The 422-nt window shown below is 54.5% G+C and carries 1 protein-coding gene and 1 pseudogene; both read left to right on the top strand.

Features of this window, described 5'->3' with window-relative positions; translation table 11 throughout:
- Positions 1-49: 49 nt before the first annotated feature.
- A pseudogene (locus tag A3709_RS22645) lies at positions 50-178 on the top strand (periplasmic nitrate reductase, NapE protein); the annotation flags it as partial.
- A gap of 107 nt (positions 179-285) precedes the next feature.
- Positions 286-422: chaperone NapD (locus A3709_RS25040; protein WP_369795148.1), on the top strand; the 137-nt coding region annotated here is incomplete at its 3' end.

Genomic DNA, 422 nt, shown 5'->3' with positions numbered 1-422 from the left:
AAAATCTCCAGATAAAGATGCTAAGTGTCTGAAGTAGAAAAAAACCGAGTGGCGTTCGTTTTTGCTGGTGGTGTTTCTCGCACCTGCTCTGACGATAGCCATCGTCGGTGGCAAGAGGTTTATTGTCTGGATTAGCCAGATCATTTTCGGGCCACCAGGGGTACAACCATGCGCCTGAACCGATGCGCCCTGCTCAGGGGGGGGGCACTGCTCCCACCAGCGTGCATATTTCCAGCCCTGTCGTTCACTGCCGTCAGAACGCTATTGCCGACCTGATCGAGAAGATTGAGGCCCACCCCCGAAGCATCTGTGCCCCAGCACAGTGACGAGGGCAAACTGGTCGTCCTGCTGGAGACCGCCAACGAATCCGTGATCATGGAACGTATTAGCAGCTTTGAGCACCTCTCCGGTGTCATCAATGT

It is taken from the genome of Halioglobus sp. HI00S01 (genome assembly GCF_001635445.1).
GTDB lineage: Bacteria > Pseudomonadota > Gammaproteobacteria > Pseudomonadales > Halieaceae > Halioglobus > Halioglobus japonicus.
The sequence above is the reverse complement of the archived record's forward strand: the minus strand, read 5'-3'. Positions and strand labels throughout refer to the sequence as shown.